This window comes from Paenibacillus sp. FSL P4-0338 (assembly GCF_038002365.1).
Lineage (GTDB): Bacteria > Bacillota > Bacilli > Paenibacillales > Paenibacillaceae > Paenibacillus_AQ.
The window spans coordinates 2,101,370-2,118,178 of sequence record NZ_JBBOCG010000002.1; the positions used below are offsets into that span (position 1 = coordinate 2,101,370).

The window sequence follows — 16,809 nt, forward strand, 5'->3', positions numbered from 1 at the left end:
ATGTCCATACGTTTGCGGCTTACTGCCTGGTATTCAGGGATTCTTGCCGTTATGCTGCTGGTCTTGTCGGCCGTAATCTACGGCTTTGTCTATATTAATACGTATGGCGATTTGAAAAGCCGGCTCCTGAACCAGTCCCATCAGGTTGAACTGAAGCAGGGGCTGACCTCTGACGGCTCGCTGCAGCCGGTGCTAGGCGGACCTGCGGGCCAAAGTCTGTTCGCCCAGATGTACATCTATGATCTGGACAGACTGATCCCCAGTCCGAACATGACCGAGATCAGCTTGAAGTTCAAGGTACCCGCCAAGGAGGATCTCCCCGGAGAGGAGGGGTTCCTGCAAGCCAGCTATGGCGGCAATCCTTTTCTGATCTATCAGAAGGGCTTCGACATCAATCTCAATAACAGCAGTTTCCCTGCTGTCCTCCAGGTTGCCGTATATACGGGTGAGCAGGTCACCCTGCTGAACCGGCTGAAGAATATTTTGCTGGCCGGCTCCTTCGCTACCCTGCTCGCAGCCTTCACCTTCGGCCTCTTCCTGGCCCGCAAGGCGATGAGTCCGATTGGCAAGGTCATTGAAGCTGCGAACGGGATTCAGACGGGAACGGACCTCAGCTCGCGGATCGTATATGACGGTCCGCAGGATGAGATCGGGCGGCTGATCGAGACGGTGAATAGTATGCTCGGGCGGATGGAGGGTTTTTATACGGGACTGGAGGAGGCCTATGCCACGCAGCGCCGCTTCGTCTCTGATGCTTCGCATGAGCTGCGGACACCGCTTACAACCATCCGCGGGAATATTGATCTGCTGCAAAAGGTCTGGGAGATGAAGCCGGATGACAGCCGGATGTCCGAGGCGGATGTCCGCCAGCTCTCGATTGAATCGGTGAAGGATATCGCTGATGAAGCGGCACGCATGAGCCGTCTGGTAGCGGATATGCTCTCCCTAGCCCGGGCGGATACCGGCCGGACCTTCGAGATCGAGCCGGTAGCGCTGGAGCCGATGATGACTGAAGTGGCCCGCCGCGCGTCCTTCCTGACGCGTGAAGCAGAGTGGTCTGTCGGTGAGATGGGCCATCTGAACGGTAAGTATATCCTGGGCAATAAGGATTATCTGCAGCAGATGATGTTTATTTTCATTGACAATGCGTTCAAATATACCCCGGCCGGTGAGGTTACGCTGGATGCATTGCTGTATCAGAATCAAGTGGGAATCCGCATTGCCGATACGGGAATCGGGATGGACAAAGATGAGGTGCCGCATATCTTCGACCGCTTCTACCGAGCAGATGAATCCAGAGGAATTACGGAAGGTATCGGGCTCGGATTGTCCATTGCCAAATGGATTATTGAGGAGCATGGAGGCTCTGTTGAGGTGGTTACCCGTCAGGGGGAAGGGACTACCTTTGTGATCTGGCTGCCGCTGCTCTTTGCCCCGCCTCTGGAATAGGGTATAATTGAGGGGCTCCTATTACAGCAGTCATTGACAGCAGAAAGCGGTGAATTCATGGAAGTCATCAAAATCTCTCCCCGGGGTTATTGCTATGGCGTCGTCGATGCTATGGTGATGGCACGGCAAGCTGCGCAGAATCTGGATTTGCCCCGGCCGATTTATATACTGGGCATGATTGTGCACAACAGCCATGTCACGAACTCCTTCGAGGATGACGGAATCATTACGTTGGACGGGCATAACCGTCTGGATATTCTAGATAAAGTAGATAAGGGAACAGTCATCTTCACAGCGCACGGGGTATCTCCCGAGGTCCGTAAGATGGCACGTGCCAAAGGGCTGACCACGGTGGATGCCACATGCCCGGATGTGACCAAGACGCATGACCTCATCAAGGAAAAGGTAGAAGAGGGCTGTGAGATTATTTATATCGGCAAGAAAGGCCACCCGGAGCCTGAAGGTGCGGTGGGAATTGCGCCGGAGCATGTCCATCTGATCGAGAAGGAAGAGGAAATTGCCGGCCTATCTATCCCTTCCTCACGTATTGTCATTACCAACCAGACCACAATGAGCCAGTGGGATATTAAGCATATTATGCGTAAGCTACTGGAGACTTTCCCCGGCGCTGAGGTTCATAATGAGATCTGCATGGCTACGCAGGTGAGGCAGGAAGCTGTTGCTGAGCAGGCGGGCCAGTGTGAGCTGGTTATTGTGGTGGGTGATCCTCGGAGCAATAACTCAAACCGCTTGGCGCAGGTATCAGAGGAGATTGCCGGCGTCCCGGCTCACCGGATTGCTGACGTCTCCGAGCTGAATACGGAGTGGCTGAAGGGAATCACCAAGGTAGGTGTGACTTCCGGCGCTTCTACGCCGACACCGATCACCAAGGAAGTTATTAATTATCTGGAGCAGTATGATGAAGCGAAGCCGGAGACCTGGGAGATCAAGCGCACGGTCAATATGGCGAAGCTTCTGCCTCCGGTGAAGAATAAGACAGCAAGCACCAGCTGACAGCTCTGAATCACGATGAACTCATAGCGATTAACCGGCAGTACGGCCTGAAAGGGCTGTGCTGCTTTTTTTGAAAGATAAGAATGTATATGCTTCGCGCTAAAATTATCCTTATCTTTCTCGCCGAAAAGGTACCGTCCTTTAAAAGGACCGCAATGCCGTTTCCACTTGTTTTGCCACATAGAGTTCACACGGAACGGGGGAATAATGGTTGACTGAAAGGGGAATATGCGATAAAATCACTTTAGTGCTTAAAAGCATACACGCGTCGTAGCGAGATAGTGAATTGGGGAATTAGGGAATCATCAGCAGTGTGCCGGTCTATCCAACAACACTAATACGGGTTCAAAAGGGGAGCTATCATATGATCGTTATTACATCAAACCAAACACCTCAGGAACAGGTGAATGAGATTATTGCCGTGATTGAGAAGGAAGGCTTGCAGGTCCACCTCTCTGTAGGGGCTGACCATACCGTAATCGGACTGGTCGGGGGCGTCACTCCGAAGCTTGCCGAGCATCTGCGCCAGATGAAGGGCGTAGAGAATGTAGTTAAGATTACCAAATCCTATAAGCTGGCAAGCCGCGACTTCCATCCGGAGGATACGGTTATCGATATCCGCGGAGTGAAGATCGGCGGAGAGAACATGGTTATTATGGGCGGTCCGTGTGCCGTGGAATCTCCGGAGCAGATCGATGAGATCGCCCGGCTGGTGAAGGCTTCAGGCGGACAAGTGCTGCGCGGAGGTGCCTTCAAGCCGCGTACCGGACCTTACAGCTTCCAGGGGGTTGGCGTGGAAGGGCTGACGATGATGGCGGAAGCCGGCAAACGTCACGGCCTGCTGACCATTACTGAGGTCATGACGCCGGAATACGTAGATATCTGTGCCGAGCACGCGGATATTCTGCAGGTGGGTACGCGCAACATGCAGAACTTTGACCTGCTGCGCAAGCTGGGGACCTGCGGCCGTCCTGTGCTGCTGAAGCGCGGGTTCAGTGCGACCTATGATGAGCTGCTGAATGCAGCGGAATACATTCTCGCCGGGGGCAACCGGGATGTCATGCTGTGCGAGCGCGGCATCCGTACCTTCGAGACCTACACGCGCAACACGTTGGATCTGTCGGCCATTCCTGTGCTGCAGAACCTCAGCCATCTGCCAGTAATTTCTGACCCGAGCCACGGTACCGGACGCCGTGAACTGGTAGCCCCTATGGCCAAGGCCTCTGTTGCTGCCGGCGCCAACGGTCTGATTATCGAGATGCATACCGACCCTGATAACTCCATGACCGGTGATGGCGTGCAGTCTCTGTTCCCTGAGCAATTCGACAGCCTGCTGCGGGATTTGGAGAAGCTGGCACCGCTGGTGGGCCGCAAGTTCTCTCCGTCTCTGGAGGCTTCGCCTGTAGTATGATTTTCAACGTATAAATGACTATTGAACAGCTCTCTTCTCCCGCTTCAGGCTGGAGGATGAGGGCTGTTTTTGCTGCATAGGGGACAAAGGTGACATGGAATCCGGATGAAATTGGTATTTTCACCAAAGCGTCAGAATATCTTACATTGTCGCAAGAAATACCTGACATAAGCATTGACGATGTTAGGTATGCGATTTATAATGACGACAGCAAAAAAATAAAAACAAGAACATTTGATACGATGAGCGGCCTAATGTTCGGAATCTGGGGAGGAATTAAGCATGTCGGTTGAAAAAGTATTGCAGACGATCAAGGAAAACAATATCGAGTGGGTGGATTTCCGGTTTGTAGATTTGGGTGGACGTGCTCACCACATCTCTTTGCCAGCATCCGCAGTTGAAGAAGAAACCTTTGTAAATGGAGTAGCATTCGATGGTTCTTCCATTACCGGCTTCCGGGGGATTGAAGAGTCGGATATGGTAATGATGCCTGATCCAAGCACCACTTACATTGACCCGTTCACTGCTCATCCTACGCTGAACATTATGTGCGACATCTTCACACCTGATGGCGAACGTTATGAGCGCGACCCGCGCGGTATCGCAGTGAAGGCTGAAGAATTCCTGCAGTCCAGCGGTGTAGGTACAGCAGCATTCTTCGCACCTGAATCCGAATTCTTCATCTTCGACGATGTACGTTACGAGAGCGGAATGAATACTTCCTCCTTCTACGTGGATTCCGAGGAAGCAGCATGGAACACTGGCCGCAAGGAAGAAGGCGGCAACATGGCCTTCAAGGTTGGCGTGAAGGGCGGATACGTGCCTGTAGCTCCAGTGGATTCCCAGCAGGATATCCGCAGTGAAATGTGCCGTTTGCTGGGTGAAGCCGGCCTCGAAATCGAGCGTCATCACCATGAAGTAGCAACAGCAGGCCAAGCGGAAATCAACTTCCGTTTCGACACCCTGAAGAAAACAGCTGATAATCTCCTCACTTACAAATACATTGTGCAGAACACTGCACGTCAATACGGCAAGGTAGCCACCTTCATGCCAAAACCGCTGTTCGGTGATAACGGTAGCGGAATGCACGTTCACCAATCGATTTTCAACGGCGATGCTCCATTGTTCTACGAAAAAGGCGCATATGCCAACCTGAGTGAAATGGCGCTGCACTACATCGGCGGTATCCTGTATCATGCTCCTGCATTGATCGCGCTGACGAATCCAAGCACCAACTCGTTCAAACGTCTGGTTCCTGGCTATGAAGCACCAGTCAACCTGGTCTACTCCAAGGGTAACCGTTCCGCTGCTGTCCGTATCCCGGTTGCTGCTGTGACACCTAAGGGCTGTCGCATCGAATTCCGTACACCGGACTCCACTGCTAACCCTTACCTGGCCTTCTCCGCTATGCTGATGGCTGGTCTGGACGGAATTAAGAAGAAGATCAACCCTGAAGAAATGGGTTATGGTCCGCTGGACAAGAACATCTACGAATTGTCTGATGCAGACAAAGAGAAGATCCGCAGCGTTCCAGGTTCCCTGGACGAAGCACTGGATGCACTGGAGGCTGACTTCGAATTCCTGACTGAGGGCGGCGTATTCACCAAGGACTTCATCGATAACTATATCGCCCTGAAGCGTTCCGAAGCTCAAGCTGTTGCTATCCGCGTTCATCCGCATGAATACTCCCTGTACTTCGACGTATAAGATAAGCTAGTCTAATGTGAATATAGTAGGTTAGAAGGGCCCCTGGAATCATTGATTCTGGGGGCTTTTTGCGTGTGGCAATTTCGTGCTGGAGGGTGAGGTGAAAAGTGAAAAGTGAATAGTGAAAAGTGAAAAGTGAAAAGTGAAAAGTGAAAAGTGAAAAGTGAAAGGTGGAAGGTGAAAGGAGAAAGGAGAAAGGTGAAAGGGATAAATCCCTCTAATTTAGGTGGGAGTTGGCTAGAAGTTGAGAAAAAAGGGATAAATCCCTTTGATTTAGCTGAAAGTTGGCAAATGGGTGAAATGAAAGGGATAAATCCCTCAGATTCAGCGAAAAGTTGGTTGGAAGCTAAAATAAAAGGGATAATTCCCTCTGTTGGTGCTGCTACTGATTAAACTGATTGGGAGTAATGATGAAGAGCATTAGTGCACCTGAATTCGGCGAATGGTGGGAAAATGGGCTAAATGAAGAGCATTAGTGCACCTGAATTCGGCGAATGGTGGGAAAACGAGCTAAATGAAGAGCACAAGTGCACCTGAATCTGGAAAAAGTGGGCAAACGAGCTAAATGAAGAGCACAAGTGCACCTGAATTCGGCAATATTGGGCAAATGAGCTGAATGTGGGGCATTGGTGCACCTGAATTCAGTGAATATTTGCTAGTTGAGTAAAGGTGGAAGCTCATTTGCACTTGTTACAAATAGCTTTATATTGTGTTTTCGTAAAGTTTCGTTACTTAAATAGTATTATTGTAATTAAGTAACATATTTATAAGGCGATTTGAGCTTTGGAGTATTAGATTTACACATCATACTCTGCTTAAAGGTCATAAAAAAACGCTTTACAAAGGGAAATGACGGTGTGATAATGAAATCGAAACCGATTTCGGAAAACGGTTTCGGATTTTGCGATTATGCAGTTATGCAGTTATGCAGTTATGCGATTATGTAGCCTTACACAAACAAGAAGAGATCTGCTGTCAGGGAACAGGGAGGATGAATGTATTGAAGGATCAATCAAAGGTGTCAAGAACAGGCTGGAGCTTTACCGGGAATAACGGGGATTTTCGGCTGGAACAGCCGGACCGTAGCAGCTTTTTATATTTTCCGCTAGTTAATGAAGGGGGCATGATGTCTTCGGTCAGTCCTAAGCTGCATGGTCAGGCCACCTCGGGCCATAATACCTTTCTGACACCGCCGATCTCGGTGGAGGATCTGCATAATTCCCGCGCCTCGCGCAATTTCTGGGTATACATTGAAGGCAAAGGCGCCTGGTCGGCTGCGGGCAATTCTGCACGGCAGAATGCGTCATTCTATAGCGAAGCGGCAGATGAATCCTTGCTGGAGGCAGGACTTCTGTGGCATCGGGTGACGCGGGAGAGTAAGGAGCTGGGGCTGAGAGCGGAGATCACAAGCTTCGTACCCTGCGGCAGCGACAAGGTTGAGCTGATGAAGGTGGTACTTACGAACAGCGGTACAGAGGTGCTTACGCTGACACCTACTGCAGCTATTCCGCTATATGCGCGCTCTGCGGACGATCTGCGCGATCACCGGCATGTGACTTCGCTGCTGAACCGGATTTATACTTCGGCTTATGGCGTAGAGGTGCAGCCTGCCCTGTCCTTCGACGAACGCGGCCATCGGGTGAATCATACTTCGTACGGGGTATTCGGGGCTGGAGAGGGTGGAGCGCTGCCAACCGGATTATTCCCTGTCCAGGAGGAATTCATCGGCGAGGGCGGAAGTCTGGATTGGCCGGAAGCGGTCGTGAACAATCTGGCGCCGCCGATTGGCGAAGACGGAGGAGTGCCTTGGGAAGGTTATGAGGCGCTGGGGGGACTGCGGTTCGCCGCGATTACTCTGGAGCCGGGTCAGAGCCATTCTTATGTCGTAGTCATGGCGATTGACAATGATAGAATTGATGTGCAGGCGCTGATGGCCAAATATGGCTCGGCTGCGGCTTTTGACGCATTGCTTGAAGAGAATAAGCGCTTCTGGGCGGATAAAGTCAATACGGTAGAATTCCATACCGGAGATCATGCTGCTGACGAATGGATGAAATGGGTGACGCTGCAGCCGGTGCTGCGCAGACTATACGGCAACTCGTTCCTGCCTTACCACGATTATGGCAGAGGGGGACGCGGCTGGCGCGATCTCTGGCAGGATTGCCTGGCTCTATTGATCATGGAACCTGCGGATGTGCGCAGCCTGCTGCTGAACAACTATGCCGGAGTTCGAATTGACGGCAGCAATGCGACGATCATCGGGCAGCAGCCGGGCGAATTCATTGCCGACCGTAACAATATTCCACGGGTCTGGATGGATCATGGCGCGTGGCCGTTCCTGACTACCATGCTATACCTGGATCAGAGCGGGGATCTGGACTTCCTGCTGCAGGAGCAGACCTACTTCCGTGATACCTTCATGAACCGCTGTAAAGACCGCGATGCCTCCTGGGAGCCGGGGGCAGGAAGCAGTCTGCGGACAACTGCGGGCGAAGAATATACAGGTACTATTCTGGAGCATATCCTGCTGCAGAATCTGGTTCCTTTCTTCAATGTGGGTGAGCATAACAATATCCTGCTGGAAGGAGCAGACTGGAACGATGGCCTCGATATGGCTGCACAGCGGGGCGAAAGTGTTACTTTCACAGCCTTCTATGCCAGCAACCTGCTGGATCTGTCCAAGCTGCTGATTACCCTGAAAGAACGGACGGGCGGAGATACGCTGGAGCTGGCCGAAGAGATGGTGCTGCTGCTTGACTCGCTCGGCCAAGCTGTCGATTATGAATCGGTGACGGCCAAGCATGAGCTGCTCAGCCGCTTCTATGCTGCTGCGCCGAATAAGGTGAGCGGAGTAAGAGCTGTGCTGAAGCTTGAAGAGGTTGCAGCAGATCTCGCCCGTAAGGCGGAATGGATCTTCGATCACCTGCGCCGCAATGAATGGGTAGAGAGCGGATATGGCGACGGCTGGTTCAACGGTTATTATAATAATGACGGTGAACGTGTAGAAGGGGAATGGGCTGATAGCACACGGATGACGCTTACTGGACAGGTCTTCCCGCTCCTCGGCCACGCGGCTGCTCCAGAGCAGATTCCAGCAATCATCTCTGCGGTAGAGCGCAATCTGTACGATGAGAAAATCGGCTACCGTCTGAACAGCAACTTCGGCGGCATTCAGCAGAATCTGGGCCGGGCGTTCGGCTTCGCCTTCGGACACAAGGAGAACGGAGCGATGTTCAGCCACATGACCGTTATGTACGGCAATGCGCTATATAAGCGCGGATACGTCAAAGAAGGCCGTAAGGTGCTGAATTCGCTGTATAACCTGAGTGCGAACTTCGAGGTCAGCCGGATGTATCCCGGAATTCCGGAATATATCAACGAGCAGGGCAGAGGAATGTACACGTATCTGACAGGCTCGGCAAGCTGGCTGCTCCTGACGATGGTGACTGAAGTATTTGGCGTCAAAGGCAAGCTCGGTGACCTGTTGCTGCAGCCGAAGCTGGTGAAAGAACAGTTTGACGGCAATAAGAGCGCCTCGATCAAAACTATCTTTGCCGGACGTGAGCTGAAAGTCGTCTATACGGCTTCTGGAAGCACGGAGTACGGAGAGTATCAAATACACGCAGTCCGCTTGAACGGGGCTGAGGTAACGCTTCAGCGCGGCTCAGAGGGCGCTGTGATTCCACGCAGCCTGCTGACAGAACTGGCTGAAGGAGAAATTCATCTGCTGGAGGTAGAACTGGCCTAAGCCGGAGCTGCTGAAATCTATCGCCTGCTCTGACGGTCCGCGCAGAGCAGGCTTTTCAATATCCAAATATACCGTATAGAATGGACCTGGAAATGCTATGATAGGATGTGCTGTGTCCAACCAGGACAGAAAGGAAAGAGATCAATGACACGTATACTATCCAACGGAGTACTGACAGTAGAGATCGCTGATGTGGGAGCTTACGGGGGGACCCGTTTTGACTGGACGGGATTTATTACAGGAGTGAAGCTGGAGCAGGGCGGACATACCTTTTGCGTTCCGGAAAGTCTGGTGCCCGGGCAGGGTACGGGAGGCATAGGCCTCTGCAATGAATTTGGCATTTCCCGGGCAATTGGCTATGAGGATGCTGCTGCAGGGGAATGGTTCCCCAAATTCGGTATCGGACTACTGCAGAAGCAGAGCGATGAGCCCTATTCATTCATTGGAGAGTATCCGCTTAAGCCATTCCCGATTAGTGAGGAGTGGAGCGGACAATCGGTTACATACACTGTGCAGCCGCTGGAATGCCGGGGCTACAGTATGCGGTTGGTCAAGACGCTGAAGCTGGAAGGGAACCGGCTGGACATTTCCTACAGGGTAGAGAATACAGGGACTGAAGTGCTGCGGATTGAAGAGTATATTCATAATTTTGTCGGTATTGATGGGGCACCCGTAGGGACGGATTATGAGCTTAGGCTGCCGGGAACGCCGAAGATCGTGGACGCGGAATCGGCGTATACGGAGAATTTGCTCAGCATAGACGGGAATAGCCTGACTTGGGCCGGGGAAACGAACCGCCAATTCTATTGCAGACTCGAAGGCTGGGAGCAGGCGGAGGCAGGTTATTACTGGGAGCTGATCCATAAGCCTACTGGTGCCTGCATCAGAGAGAGCGGAGATTTCGCTGCTGAGCGGATTGCGCTGTGGGGAGACAAGCATGTAATTTCACCTGAGGTTTTTGCTGACATCACTATTTTACCGCGTCACAGCAAGGTGTGGAGCCGCTGCTACCTGTTTTCGGTCTCCTGAATGCGGTCTAGCTTACCTCATATGTGAATAATTATACTTGCTGGTGTTTATCGTTATCTGCTATCATAGCGATATCCATATTCATAGGAGAGAAAGGGTGGGAGTTATTTTGAGCAAGAGAGCATACAATTTTAATGCCGGTCCGGCAGCATTGCCGCTGGCAGTATTGGAACGTGCACAGGCGGAGTTCGTTGAATTCCGGGAGAGCGGAATGTCCATTATGGAGATGTCGCACCGTGGGGCGATATACGAATCCGTGCATAATGAAGCTCAGGAACGCCTGCTTTCGCTCCTCGGCAATCCGCAGGGCTACAAGGTATTGTTCATCCAGGGCGGAGCAAGCACACAGTTCGCCATGGTTCCGCTGAACCTTATCGCTGAAGGCCAGGTTGGCAGCTATGTCATGACAGGAAGCTGGGCGGACAAAGCCCTGAAGGAAGCCAAGCTGACAGGCGGCGGGCATGTAGCCGCATCCTCGGCAGACAAGAAATTCCTGGCTATTCCCGAGCTAAGCAGCATCAAGGCTGCGGACAATGCGGCTTACCTGCACATCACCTCGAATGAGACGATTGAAGGCACGCAGTATGCACAATATCCTGATGCCGGTAACATTCCGCTGGTTGCTGATATGTCCAGTGATATTCTGAGCCGCGACTTCGATGTGAACCAATTCGGCCTGATCTATGCCGGTGCACAGAAGAATCTCGGACCGTCGGGCGTCACCGTAGTGATAGCCAAGGAAGAGCTGATTTCCAGTTCTCCGGCGAATATTCCAACGATTCTGCGGTATGATACTCATTACAAGAACAACTCTCTCTACAATACGCCGCCATCCTTCTCTGTATATATGGTTAACGAAGTGTTAAAATGGATTGAGGAACAGGGCGGGCTTGCCGGCACTGAAGCCAAGAACCGTGACAAAGCAGGTCTCCTGTATGATTATATCGACGGCAGCGGCGGCTTTTACCGCGGAGTTGCGGAAGAAGGCAGCCGTTCCATCATGAATGTAACGTTCCGGATGCAATCGGAGGAGCTGGAGAAGCAGTTCATCAAAGCTTCCGAAGCGGAAGGCTTTGTCGGCCTCAAGGGACACCGCAGCGTAGGCGGCTTACGGGCTTCGATCTACAACGCCGTCCCACATGAGAGCGTGAAGGCGCTGGCTGATTTCATGAAGCATTTCCAGCAAACCCAAGGGTAATCTAAGAACGTTCCTGACCTTCCGCCTGGCAGCGGAAGGTTTATATGTTTTGGGGTCCCCGCAAAGTACCTGAGTCATCACCCTACGCTAAAGCCCCACTTTGTGGGGTTATTTTGCCCATAGCCAGAATCACCTGAGCCCGGCCTGTACCTGCAAGCAGCAAGAATACATCACAGGGACAAGGAAGGCGCTGCGGGTACATACTCCGCCGCAGTCCTTAAGACCCTACAGAGAGGAAGCATTCGACTTATGGCATTACACATTGTGCTGGTGGAACCGGAAATTCCGGCGAATACCGGCAATATCGCCCGTACTTGTGCGGCGACAGGTACTCATCTCCACCTCGTACACCCGCTGGGTTTCCGCACAGATGATGCTACGCTGAAGCGTGCCGGACTCGATTATTGGCATGCGGTGAATATTGAATATCATAATTCCTTCAGTGAAGTATTGGAGAAGTATCAGGAAGGGCGGTTCTTCTACGCGACCACCAAGGCCAAGAAGCGCTATAGTGATTTCGCCTTCCGGGATGGAGATTTCTTCGTGTTCGGGAAAGAAACCAAGGGCTTGCCGGCTGAGATCCTAGAGGCTGGTCAGGAAACGGCGATGCGGATGCCGATGAGTGAGGCGGTCAGATCGCTTAATTTGTCCAATTCAGCAGCAATTGTGGTCTATGAAGCGCTCCGGCAACTGGATTTCCCACAACTTTTCTAAAAGTTGACATCATTTTTTATTTTTTTCAGCAGGATTCGACATTTTAGTAACGAAATAGTTGATTAGTGCCGAAGAAAGTAATAGGGTACGTGAACTTGGAAGTCAGAAATGGAATGGCACTACTAATCATAAGTTGAACAGGAGAGTGTAAGTTAGATATGAAACCTGCTGGCGTTGTACGTAAAGTAGATCAGCTGGGTAGAATTGTTCTGCCTAAGTCTCTGCGTAAAAGGTATCAAATGAATGAAGGTGATCCTGTAGAAATTCTCGTTCAGGGCGACCATATTATTCTGGAGCGTTACCGTCCGAAGTGTGTCTTCTGCGGATCTATGGAAGGCGTAAGCGAATATAAAGACCGTTACATTTGTTCAAGCTGCCTTACTGAGATGACCCAACTGCCAAAACACGCGTAAGCGTAGAGCGCATCAATTATCTACATAGGGTAAAACGCTTACGCGGCGTCTTATAACATGGATGCTGGTTGGACTCGGCTTCAGTGAATAGTGAAGAACACAAAAAGAGCGCCGCACATCAGTGCGGTGCTCCTTTTTGTGGTATACGTCCGGCAGATTGTTTGCGGAGGGCGGGTTACAGCCCCTTAGTCTTGTCGTCGTTGTAGGAAGAAGTAAGAATACCGGCCAGAAACATTACGAATACCAGGGTCACGATCCAAAAAGTCAGGGAGAACGACATACAGGCACCTCCATTATTGACGATCTTCGTTACCCTGAGTATACCCTTTTAACCTGTAAAAATAAATGAAAATGTGATATTTAGCATTGACGGTTATACTTGGGGTTACTTGAAGAACAGGAAGTTGGTCGGGACGCGGCGCAGATTGCCGTCTGAAGGCTTGTTGATGACCTTGCCGCGAAAAATCATGGACGATGAGCCGCCGCCATCCAGGTTATAAGCATCGATGACGCCGAGATTGTACAGCTTATCCTGCAGCTCAGCCAGCGTAGCTCCCGAGTTGCCGTTCTCGTTATATCCGTCAGCGACCAGAATCAGCAGCTGATTGTCCTTATAGTTGCCGATGACGGTGCGCGGTGCCCGCTTCGGGGCCAGCTGCCACTTCAGTGGAATGGCGGTCTTGCTCTGATTCTTCAGAAGCACGGGGACGAAGGTTGCCCCGAATACCGGCTCCAACTGATCGAGCTGGTCACGGCTGGTGAACTTGCCGCCGATCAGCTGGCCGGACTTGTTCAGGCCGACGAAGCTGAGATCCTTGTAGCTGGGCTCGAACCCGTACAGATATTGTCCGCCTACGATGGTAGTCGAGAGCGGATAACGCTTGCCGTTCTGATCAGCGAACCCGCCGGCGTTAATACCGGCCGAGGCGCCGTAACGGTTCACGGCCTGCATGGTGGTCTCCGAAGCGCCTGTGCCGTCACCGGCCAGGCTCATCTTCATGGCTGAGGAATCCTTCAGCTTAATCTTCATTGCGTACGCTGTATAGTTGCCGGGGTTCAGCCGGTATAATTCGATGGTAATCCGGTCGCTGCTGATCACATCGGCGGGAATGCCGAGCCGGGAACTAATCCGGCTGTTGTAGATCCGCTCGGGACGGGAGGTCTGGGCTGCTGCTGTGCTGACCAATGCGTTCATAGCATTGGTGGTCTGCTTGTAGAGCTGTGCGCTGGTGCCGATAGAGTCTATGGTGTAAGCGGCATAGCTCTTGGCCACAGCCAGGTCCTGCTTCAATTGGGCGGTTTCATTCACGGGTCCGGGGTCAGCTGCGAAGGGGGCGGTATTCAGTTTAAGCTCAAGCGGGGGCTGGTACAGCCACAGACAGAGCAGCAGTCCGAACAATGGAGCAGTCAGGAGCATGAAGAACCGGTTCACTCTTTTGACAGGAGTCATCATTTCAGCAGATCCATCTCTTTCTTGAGCGTATCAAGCTGTTTCTTGACCTCGCTTAATTGCGTGTACAGCTTGTTGCTGTTGTCCGTCTTGTTGCTGGCATTATCCTTGGTGAAGGTCAGCAGCTCGTTGAATGTCTGCACGGTGCTCTGAAGCTCCTTCACTTGTTCTGACAGGACGGCAATCTTGGACTCGTAGTCGGTCTTCAAAACGGTAAGCTGCTGCTGGCTTTGAGATCCAAGCTCGCTCAGCACCTGGTCTTTCAGATGATTGGTGTAGCTGTATACGGCATATATGCCGAGCGCGATCATCAGAATCCAGAACAGTAGAAACCATTTGACGGACGAGCCGCTTCTCTCTGCACTCCGGCGAGAGTGTACCCGGGTCGATTCCGCTAGCGGTTGCATTTCATCACCTCAAGCCATATTTTTTCAAGTTCTCATTCTATCAGACTTTCAGGTTTTTCGCAAAAGTGAAAGAGCCGCGCAGAAACGACAAAAAGTAATTGCATCCTGTTAAACTACTGCGATACAATTTCTATAGATTGGAATATCTGATGGACGTATTCAAGGTAAAAGAAGGAAGAATAGACTTAGGACAGCATAGATCCTTGCTTGCGTGTTGACAGGAAACGCTTACAGCGCTTTCCATTCTGGAAAATTATATAGATAGCAGGAGGTCTGGGCATTAATGACGAAGGTCTGGCAGGTGGTCATCGTGGGATGTCATCCCACAAGTATGCTGGGAACAAAATTAATACTGGAAGATGAGGAGGGACTGACGGTAGACGGAATGTACGCTACCTGGGAGGAATGTCTCGCGGGCATGGAGGAATCCCGGCCTGATCTGGTACTGAGTGATTATCAGATGCATGATGGAACCGTAGAGGAGGTGCTGCCGGAAATGAAAAAAAGCTCACCGTGCTCCCACATTATTATCATGACGGAGGAGAACGATAAGGAAATATTCCTGCCCCTGATTGAACTGGGAGCGAGCGGGGTATTGTCGAAGGGAGCCACTCCGGGTCAGCTTCTGCAGATGATCCGCGGCATCCGCGAAGGGTTCCTCTCCATTCCGCTGGAGTGGATCGAAAAGGGCTTCCGTCCGGTAGCCTCCTCCAGAGGGCTGGAAGGTGTCTTGCAGCTGACACAGACTGAGATGTTCATCATGGAACGCATTGTGCAAGGAATTACATACGACAAAATCGCACTTGAAATTGAAGTCAGCCGCCGTTCAATCGATAACTACCTGCGCAAGATTTATGTGAAGCTGGAAGTATCGACAAGAGCGCAGGCGATTGAGAAGTTCGCGCTTTTCTCAAGACAGAACAAGCAAATCTACGCATAATCCCTGTATTACGACATAATGGCGTCAGAACTGGAATATTCTTAAACCAGATAAAGGGGGGAAGCGTATGAAGTATGAGTTTTCTTCGCGCGCACATACATTGTTATCTTCACCGCTGCTGAGTATCCGTAAGGAGACACGCCGGGGCACGCTGATCTCACTGGCAGAGGAGCTCCCGGCAGAAGAATTATTTCCGCTGTCATTGCTGTCTGAGGCGGCATCTACTGTTATCTCCACAGATGCAAGTGCGCTGCAGTACGGGGAGCCTGAGGGGTATGGCCCGCTCCGCGAATGGCTGACTGGAGATTGGCTCCGCAGCAAAGGAGTGGCGGTAGCCGAAGGCGGAGTGCTGCTGACAACGGGCAGTCAGCAGGCCATCGATCTGTTGTCCAGGGTGTATATCGATCCCGGGGATCATGTGCTGGTTGAGAATCCGACGTCTCCCGGTATTCTGCAGGCGCTGCGGATGCAGGGAGCCGTCATTATTCCGGTCCAGGGGGATGGGGATGGCCTGCTGCCGGATCATCTGCGCCGAACGATCCGCAGCTATAGGCCCAAGATGCTGTTCGCTGCGCCAAGCTTCACCAATCCCAGCGGAGTGCTCTGGAGCCTTGCCCGGCGGCAAGAGATTCTGGAGCTGTGCATCTCACATAATGTGCTGATCGTAGAGGATGATTCCTACGGCGATCTGCACTTCCAGCGGAGTGAGGGCCATCCCTCCAAGAAATATCCTACTCTATACGCACTGGAGAATGTCAGCGAAGGCGGGCATGTGCTGTACATCGGCTCCTTCAGCAAGACTGTCGCGCCGGCGCTGCGGACGGGCTGGGCGGCAGGAAGCCGCGAGCTGATCGGCATGATGGCTGCCGCCAAGCAGATGGCGGACTGGCAGTCCAGCTCGCTGAACCAGCGGCTGCTGCATCATCTGCTCAGTGTATCGGCCTTTGATCTGCGGGAGCATATCACGCTGTTGAACCGCGAATACAATACCCGCCTGAAGCTGATGGCGGAGCTGCTGAAGCGTCCGGCCTGGAAGAACAGTGTCTACGACATGCCGGCCGGCGGCATGTTCCTCTGGGTATCGCTGCCCGAAGGGCTGGACGCGATGGCTTTGCTGCGTGCTTCGCTATCCAAGGGCGTAGCCTTCCTGCCTGGTCCGCTCTGTAGTGTAAGTGGCGGCTCAGACCGCATCCGGCTCAACTTCAGCCATCCCGGCCGGGATGAGCTGCTGCTAGGGATGAACCTGATGAGTGAAGCGGTGACTGAGTTTACGGCCCGCAGCTAGGAAACCATCAAGAGCATGAATGATAGGGTGTCTTGTAGGAAAAG

General features: G+C 52.1%; 15 protein-coding genes. 13 read left to right on the plus strand and 2 right to left on the minus strand.

The features are described 5' to 3' along the window. The 11 genes from MKZ07_RS33105 to MKZ07_RS33155 all read left to right on the plus strand — a co-directional run bounded on the left by MKZ07_RS33105 (position 1) and on the right by MKZ07_RS33155 (position 12,683). On the plus strand, positions 1–1,449 hold the full coding sequence (locus MKZ07_RS33105) for a sensor histidine kinase (RefSeq protein ID WP_036697768.1): 1,449 nt from the start codon (positions 1–3) through the stop codon (positions 1,447–1,449). A 57-nt stretch (positions 1,450–1,506) separates the two neighbouring features. Beyond that, positions 1,507–2,463 carry a 4-hydroxy-3-methylbut-2-enyl diphosphate reductase gene (locus tag MKZ07_RS33110; RefSeq protein ID WP_036697796.1) on the plus strand — a complete coding sequence of 319 codons (957 nt, stop codon included), beginning with the start codon at positions 1,507–1,509 and terminating at the stop codon, positions 2,461–2,463. A gap of 364 nt (positions 2,464–2,827) precedes the next feature. Next, positions 2,828–3,874, plus strand: coding sequence for a 3-deoxy-7-phosphoheptulonate synthase (aroF, locus tag MKZ07_RS33115; protein ID WP_036697765.1), 1,047 nt, complete (start codon positions 2,828–2,830; stop codon positions 3,872–3,874). 89 nt (positions 3,875–3,963) lie between these two features. Then, on the plus strand, positions 3,964–4,167 hold the full coding sequence (locus tag MKZ07_RS33120; RefSeq protein ID WP_036697762.1) for a hypothetical protein: 204 nt from the start codon (positions 3,964–3,966) through the stop codon (positions 4,165–4,167). Further along, positions 4,157–5,581 (plus strand): type I glutamate--ammonia ligase, encoded by a 1,425-nt coding sequence (gene glnA, locus MKZ07_RS33125; protein ID WP_036697759.1) that lies wholly within the window; start codon positions 4,157–4,159, stop codon positions 5,579–5,581. Before MKZ07_RS33120 ends, glnA begins: the two co-directional genes overlap by 11 nt. Before the next feature lie 198 nt (positions 5,582–5,779). Further along, positions 5,780–5,974, plus strand: a complete 195-nt coding sequence (locus tag MKZ07_RS33130; protein WP_036697757.1) for a hypothetical protein — start codon at positions 5,780–5,782, stop codon at positions 5,972–5,974. A 607-nt stretch (positions 5,975–6,581) separates the two neighbouring features. Continuing rightward, positions 6,582–9,329, plus strand: coding sequence for a GH36-type glycosyl hydrolase domain-containing protein (locus tag MKZ07_RS33135; protein ID WP_036697756.1), 2,748 nt, complete (start codon positions 6,582–6,584; stop codon positions 9,327–9,329). Between the two features lie 144 nt (positions 9,330–9,473). Continuing rightward, the gene (locus tag MKZ07_RS33140; RefSeq protein ID WP_036697754.1) at positions 9,474–10,358 is read left to right on the plus strand and encodes a hypothetical protein; all 885 of its coding nucleotides are present in this window, start codon (positions 9,474–9,476) and stop codon (positions 10,356–10,358) included. 106 nt (positions 10,359–10,464) lie between these two features. Further along, complete coding sequence (gene serC / locus MKZ07_RS33145) at positions 10,465–11,556, plus strand: 3-phosphoserine/phosphohydroxythreonine transaminase (protein WP_036697795.1); 1,092 nt, start codon at positions 10,465–10,467, stop codon at positions 11,554–11,556. A 249-nt stretch (positions 11,557–11,805) separates the two neighbouring features. After that, positions 11,806–12,270, plus strand: a complete 465-nt coding sequence (gene trmL, locus MKZ07_RS33150; protein WP_036697752.1) for a tRNA (uridine(34)/cytosine(34)/5-carboxymethylaminomethyluridine(34)-2'-O)-methyltransferase TrmL — start codon at positions 11,806–11,808, stop codon at positions 12,268–12,270. A 158-nt stretch (positions 12,271–12,428) separates the two neighbouring features. Continuing rightward, entirely contained in the window at positions 12,429–12,683 is a 255-nt protein-coding gene (locus tag MKZ07_RS33155) for an AbrB/MazE/SpoVT family DNA-binding domain-containing protein (RefSeq protein WP_036697751.1), read from the plus strand. Positions 12,684–13,068: 385 nt separating this feature from the next. Here MKZ07_RS33155 and MKZ07_RS33160 read toward each other — a convergent pair whose 3' ends face one another. Together MKZ07_RS33160 and MKZ07_RS33165 are read right to left on the minus strand one after the other, a co-directional pair. Beyond that, on the minus strand, positions 13,069–14,136 hold the full coding sequence (locus MKZ07_RS33160; RefSeq protein ID WP_036697748.1) for a phosphodiester glycosidase family protein: 1,068 nt from the start codon (positions 14,134–14,136) through the stop codon (positions 13,069–13,071). Further along, positions 14,133–14,540, minus strand: a complete 408-nt coding sequence (locus tag MKZ07_RS33165; RefSeq protein WP_036697746.1) for a hypothetical protein — start codon at positions 14,538–14,540, stop codon at positions 14,133–14,135. Before MKZ07_RS33165 ends, MKZ07_RS33160 begins: the two co-directional genes overlap by 4 nt. Before the next feature lie 283 nt (positions 14,541–14,823). On the opposite strand from MKZ07_RS33165, the gene MKZ07_RS33170 reads away from it, so the two are divergent. Then, positions 14,824–15,480 carry a response regulator transcription factor gene (locus MKZ07_RS33170; RefSeq protein WP_036697743.1) on the plus strand — a complete coding sequence of 219 codons (657 nt, stop codon included), beginning with the start codon at positions 14,824–14,826 and terminating at the stop codon, positions 15,478–15,480. A 67-nt stretch (positions 15,481–15,547) separates the two neighbouring features. Further along, positions 15,548–16,765 (plus strand): aminotransferase-like domain-containing protein, encoded by a 1,218-nt coding sequence (locus MKZ07_RS33175; protein WP_036697740.1) that lies wholly within the window; start codon positions 15,548–15,550, stop codon positions 16,763–16,765. Positions 16,766–16,809: the final 44 nt, after the last annotated feature.

What these genes read in the sequence shown, in the direction of transcription:
- MKZ07_RS33175 (WP_036697740.1), top strand. Translation starts at nt 15,548, where the DNA reads ATGAAGTATGAGTTTTCTTCGCGCGCACATACATTGTTATCTTCACCG.
- MKZ07_RS33165 (WP_036697746.1), bottom strand. Translation starts at nt 14,540, where the DNA reads ATGCAACCGCTAGCGGAATCGACCCGGGTACACTCTCGCCGGAGTGCA.
- MKZ07_RS33170 (WP_036697743.1), top strand. Translation starts at nt 14,824, where the DNA reads ATGACGAAGGTCTGGCAGGTGGTCATCGTGGGATGTCATCCCACAAGT.
- aroF (WP_036697765.1), top strand. Translation starts at nt 2,828, where the DNA reads ATGATCGTTATTACATCAAACCAAACACCTCAGGAACAGGTGAATGAG.
- MKZ07_RS33105 (WP_036697768.1), top strand. Translation starts at nt 1, where the DNA reads ATGTCCATACGTTTGCGGCTTACTGCCTGGTATTCAGGGATTCTTGCC.
- glnA (WP_036697759.1), top strand. Translation starts at nt 4,157, where the DNA reads ATGTCGGTTGAAAAAGTATTGCAGACGATCAAGGAAAACAATATCGAG.
- MKZ07_RS33160 (WP_036697748.1), bottom strand. Translation starts at nt 14,136, where the DNA reads ATGATGACTCCTGTCAAAAGAGTGAACCGGTTCTTCATGCTCCTGACT.
- MKZ07_RS33140 (WP_036697754.1), top strand. Translation starts at nt 9,474, where the DNA reads ATGACACGTATACTATCCAACGGAGTACTGACAGTAGAGATCGCTGAT.
- MKZ07_RS33110 (WP_036697796.1), top strand. Translation starts at nt 1,507, where the DNA reads ATGGAAGTCATCAAAATCTCTCCCCGGGGTTATTGCTATGGCGTCGTC.
- trmL (WP_036697752.1), top strand. Translation starts at nt 11,806, where the DNA reads ATGGCATTACACATTGTGCTGGTGGAACCGGAAATTCCGGCGAATACC.
- MKZ07_RS33155 (WP_036697751.1), top strand. Translation starts at nt 12,429, where the DNA reads ATGAAACCTGCTGGCGTTGTACGTAAAGTAGATCAGCTGGGTAGAATT.